Below are 4,959 nucleotides of genomic sequence, written 5' to 3'. Positions count from 1 at the left end.
ATTTCGGCGGTTTTATCAAGGCCAAATTCCTTTCAATTCAACGCACTGAGTCACGCCGAACTTGATTCGGCGTCTGTCACGCATCCGGCGGTTGATCTAAGGTTGTCGTTATGGATACCGCGTGCGCGGGTATGACAGAGCAGGGACGTTCGGCTCTACAATTAAAATGCGAATTCCAGTTCGACGGTTTTGGTGAAATAGCGGCTGTAAATGTAGGTTGTCCGGGCTTCGATCTTCAGTTTATAAAGTCCCGAAGGGAAGGTTTTTTGTGTAGCGGCCGAGTCGGAACTTGCCTGCGTCGAATCTTTTTTAAAACGATTGAAAAAAAATGATGAATTGATCGGCCGTTCGATGCGATCCCAAAGAAGGGAATTCGTGCCTTGCTGCAAAGTCTGGTTGTTCACGAGCCGTGCGATCGTGCGGCCTTTGTCATCCAGGATCGACGCCGAAACTTTGGATATTTCCGTCAGAAAGAAATCGAACCGTATCGAACTGTCTTGCCGCGAAACTTCCATATTATATATATCCGTGCCGATATGATAGTATTGTGCGCTTTTTTTGTCGACAATAAAGACCTGCCCCAGCCTTTTCCAGATTCCGATCGCGCGCGGTTCGAAAAATTCATTATCCCCGTCGCCGATGTGTCCGAATGACGTGATGAAGCGGAGGTCTTTGTCGAATTTATGAACACAATGATTGAACATGTCGGTTACCCATACGTTGCCATAGAAGTCGATAGCCGCCGACGTCAGGTACACCTGCTGATACCCGTAATCGGTTGAATTCATACCGGCGATGAATTGCCCGTCGAGCGTATATTTGCGCAAACGCGTATTATTGAGATCGACGACGATCAGGAAACTTTCTTTAAAGTAACTTCCTTCTTCGGCCGCATCGGTCAACGCAATGGTTTCGGGGTGATATAATTGACGCGATACGTCCGCCGTATCGGAGTGGTCGCCAATGGCGTATTGGAAGTTCATCTGCGCGTCGAATACCTGAATGCGGTCGTTATTGGCATCGCTGACAAATACGCGTCCGTTTTGATCGAGCGCAATGCCGCGCGGCTCGTCAAATTCGCCGGGCTTTTTGCCGTGTTGGCCGTACGCATCGACGAACGTCAGGTAATTGCCGGGATTGAGTAGTTTGACGATCCGGTTATTGCCCGTATCGGCGATATAGACGTCGCCGTTCGCATTCGCCGCAATGCCGCGCGGTTTATTCAGTTTCTGTTTACGCCCTTTGCCTTCGTAGACGTCGAGGCTTTGCATGGAACTGTTGAAGAGCACGTTGTTTTGCCCGGTATTGAGGCCGTACACGGTCAGATCGTCATCGTCCGTTTTACTTTTCGGATCGTCCGTGCTTTTGAGGCGAGTCACGGCAATGCCGGACGGGTCGTCGGGTTTGATATCGGTACGACCGATCAACGCCATAAAAGTGTAAAGATGGATGGCCGTTGCTTTATGAATGGGTGCGTGACGGGATGGAGGGTAAACCAGCGACGTGGGTTCGTGAATTTTCCCGTATTCTTTTTGCTGGGCGATCAGAGAGGGAACGAGAACAAGCGCAATAAAAAAAAATCGTAGAATCATGCCATTCCGGTTTAAATTTTAGTCCGACGCAATATGAAACGGTCAAATACCATTTGCAAGTTCAAAAAAAAGAAAGTAGATTATCCGCCGATTGACGGAATAATTTTTACTTAACATCGTTGAAACAACGAGCGCGGTTATGACGCCTAAAGAATTTGAAGAGCAAGCGCTTCAGCACACGGAATCGCTGTATAATACGGCGATGCGTCTGACACGTAATCCCAGCGATGCCGAAGATCTTGTCCAGGAAGTTTTCTACAAAGCCTTTCGTTCGCTGAATCAGTTCGAGCAGGGAACTAATATGCGGGCATGGCTTTTTAAGATATTGATCAATACGCACATTTCACAGTACCGGAAATCGTCTAAAGATCCGACGGTGGGCGGGTATGATGATGTGGAAGAGTTCTCACTTTACAACCAGGTACACAGCCGTTCTTCGTCATTGTCCGATACGCCGGCCGGGATTTTAGACAAATTCCTTGAAGAAGATATTCGCAATGCGATTGACAAATTACCCGAACAGTTCCGCGACGTCGTAATGCTCGTGGACATCGAAGGGTTTTCGTATAAAGAAGCGTCGGACATATTAAATACGCCCGTAGGCACCGTGATGTCGCGGCTTTTCAGAAGCCGTAAGCTTCTTCAAAAATATCTTTGGGAATACGCCGTGGAATACGGCTTTGTGAAATAACGTGGAAATCAACCGAAAGCCATTCAAGGAATCAGCATGAGTCACAGTCACAACGGTCAAGAGGATCACTCACATCTCATTCCGTGTTCGGAAGTGTTAAGCAAAGTTTATGCTTTCATCGACGGACAACTGGATGTCAAAGAGCTTGAAGGATTTCAGGAGCACATTCGCTTATGCTTGCCGTGTAATGAACTGGTCAAATTCGAAGAAAAGCTCGTTGAAACGATCAAGAAAAAAGGCTGCCATCAGAAAAGCGAAATCCCTTCTTCATTGATGGACAAAATCAAGCAGGCTATCTCCACATCGTCCAAACCTTAACGCCATCCTTGCGCAATCGGAAGCCGTCGCCCGAATCCAAATGCTTTGGAAGTCACCCGTAGTCCCGGCGCCGCCTGTCTGCGTTTATATTCATTACGATCGACTAATTTCAAAACTTTATCCACTACCTCCGGTTTAAACCCCATCGTTACGATTTCATCGTATTCTTTAAGATCCTCGATGTAAGCTTTTAAAATTCCATCCAAAACGTCGTACGGCGGGAGAGAATCCTGATCGGTTTGATCGGGTCTCAATTCAGCCGAAGGCGCTTTATCAATGGTATTGTGAGGAATGATTTCGCGTTCACGATTGATCCATCGCGCAATCTGATACACCATCGTTTTGGGGATGTCGCTGATGACCGCCAATCCGCCACACATGTCGCCGTAGATCGTACAATAACCGACCGCTAGTTCGGATTTGTTGCCGGTGCTTAGAACGATGGCGTTGAACTTATTCGACAAAGCCATTAAGATATTTCCACGAATCCGGGCCTGCAGATTTTCTTCCGTAATGTCTTCGTTCATACCTTTAAATTCCGTCGACAGACCCTCCAAATAAGGCTTAAACATCGGTTCGATAGGAATGAGACGGAATTCGATGCCGAGGTTTTGGGCGAGTTGCCGTGCGTCGGCCACGCTGTGATCAGAAGAGTAGCGTGACGGCATCGCGACGCCGATGACTTTGTCTTTGCCGATCGCCATGGTCGTAATTGCGGCGACCAGCGCGGAGTCAATGCCGCCGCTGAGGCCGATGATCGCTTTGTTGAAATGACATTTTCTCAAATAATCCCGGACGCCGAGAACCAACGCATCGGTAATTTCTTTTTCTTCGGATTCGTCCCAAGCATTAATTATCCCGGTTTTTTTGTCGAGATCGACGACGAAAAAATCTTCTTCAAACGCTTTAGCCTGGGCTAAAATGTTTCCATCCGCATCCAAAACAAAACTGCATCCGTCGAAAATCAGGCTGTCATTGCCGCCGATCAAATTCACCATTACAACAGGCAGACGGTATTTGACGGCAATGTTTTTGAACATATTGAGGCGTAGTACATTTTTTTTGATGCTGAAAGGAGAAGCGGAAATATTGATCAAAACGTCGCATTTCTGTCGTGCCAATTCTTCAACCGGATCGTTCGGGTATAACGGATGTTTCCAGAAATCTTTGTCATTCCATGCGTCCTCGCAAATCGATACGCCAATTTTTTTCCCGCGAAATGTCAACGTTTTGCGCTCGACAGCCGGCTCGAAGTGACGCATTTCGTCGAAGACATCATAATTGGGGAGCAAGGTCTTATGCTGGATCCCAACGATTTGTCCGTGATCCATCAACGCGGCTGAATTAAAAACCGGATGGCCTTTGCCTGACTCGTTAGGATAGGCGAAACCTATAATCACACCGGTGTTTTTCGTTTCCCTGGCAATGCGCTCAAGCACGGCCAGGTTTTTTTTGACGAAAGCCCGCTTCTCGACGAGATCTTCGGGCGGATAACCGGTAATCGTGAGTTCGGGAAAGACAACCAGATCTGCGCCGGCATTTTCAGCTTGCCGGAGTGAACGGATAATGGCGTCCGCATTATTATCAAGATCGCCGGTTCGGGTATTGATCTGTGCAAGCGCTATTTTCATGGATGCGATAATGTACTTTTAGTGAATAAAAAAATCCGATTTTAGACAAATCGGATTTTGATTTTAAATACTTATGAAATGTTCAAACGAATATTAGTGGCGAACCACATCGATCACTCTGCCTCCGACGCGAAACGCGGCATATTGCGGATCGACTTCGATCGGCTCCAGTTCGGCATTGGCCGGCTGCAAGAGGATCTTTGATCCGCGTTTATAAATACGTTTGACGGTCGCTTCTTCATTGACATAAGCTATAACGATGTCGCCGTTTTTAAATTCCGTCGTATGTCTGACGACGATATAATTGCCATGGTAAATACCGTCTTCGATCATGCTGTCCCCGTCGATCTGCAAGGCGAAAATATTGCGGTCGTGCGAGGAGTAACTTGGCGAAACCGTTTGCAGGTATCCCAATTCTACCGATTCAGAAAAACGCGGAGTACCGGCGGCTACTTTACCGAGAATCGGAATGCCTTCGCCGTCATTCTGGTAACGCAATTGTTCATTCATGGTGAAGCTCCAGCATTAATGAAGAGAAAAAAACTTCGTTTTCTTTTTTTACGGAATTGAGTTGGTCCATCAGATGAGCAACTGACTGTAATTTAAGGAATTTCGACAGAAAAGCAAGCTGTTTTTCGTCATTGGGAAGACGGGAAGCCTTACGCTCGAATGCGAGGAAAGTTGTTTTCTCAAGATTCCGGAGAAAATGGTAATTCGAAGCCATTCC

At 47.1% G+C, this 4,959-nt stretch carries 6 protein-coding genes; 2 read left to right on the top strand and 4 right to left on the bottom strand.

The features are described from left to right. Nucleotides 1-161 precede the first annotated feature (161 nt). Nucleotides 162-1,592 (bottom strand): hypothetical protein, encoded by a 1,431-nt coding sequence (locus tag K1X84_16665; GenBank protein ID MBX7153262.1) that lies wholly within the window; start codon nt 1,590-1,592, stop codon nt 162-164. Between the two features lie 139 nt (nt 1,593-1,731). Between K1X84_16665 and K1X84_16660 the strand changes: the two genes are divergently transcribed. Next, the gene (locus tag K1X84_16660) at nt 1,732-2,283 is read left to right on the top strand and encodes a sigma-70 family RNA polymerase sigma factor (GenBank protein ID MBX7153261.1); all 552 of its coding nucleotides are present in this window, start codon (nt 1,732-1,734) and stop codon (nt 2,281-2,283) included. Nucleotides 2,284-2,319: 36 nt separating this feature from the next. Continuing rightward, nucleotides 2,320-2,601 (top strand): zf-HC2 domain-containing protein, encoded by a 282-nt coding sequence (locus tag K1X84_16655; GenBank protein ID MBX7153260.1) that lies wholly within the window; start codon nt 2,320-2,322, stop codon nt 2,599-2,601. On the opposite strand, the gene K1X84_16650 is transcribed toward K1X84_16655, so the two are convergent. The 3 genes from K1X84_16650 to K1X84_16640 all read right to left on the bottom strand — a co-directional run. Beyond that, on the bottom strand, nt 2,598-4,232 hold the full coding sequence (locus tag K1X84_16650; protein MBX7153259.1) for an NAD+ synthase: 1,635 nt from the start codon (nt 4,230-4,232) through the stop codon (nt 2,598-2,600). The genes K1X84_16655 and K1X84_16650 overlap by 4 nt on opposite strands. Before the next feature lie 93 nt (nt 4,233-4,325). Continuing rightward, complete coding sequence (locus tag K1X84_16645; protein MBX7153258.1) at nt 4,326-4,742, bottom strand: hypothetical protein; 417 nt, start codon at nt 4,740-4,742, stop codon at nt 4,326-4,328. Beyond that, on the bottom strand, nt 4,735-4,959 hold a 225-nt coding region (locus tag K1X84_16640), incomplete at its 5' end, for a hypothetical protein (protein ID MBX7153257.1). The genes K1X84_16645 and K1X84_16640, both read right to left, overlap by 8 nt.

This window comes from bacterium (assembly GCA_019695335.1).
GTDB lineage: Bacteria > CLD3 > CLD3 > SB21 > SB21 > JABWBZ01.
Note: the sequence above shows the minus strand (reverse complement) of the source record. Positions and strands in the feature narration are given on the sequence as shown.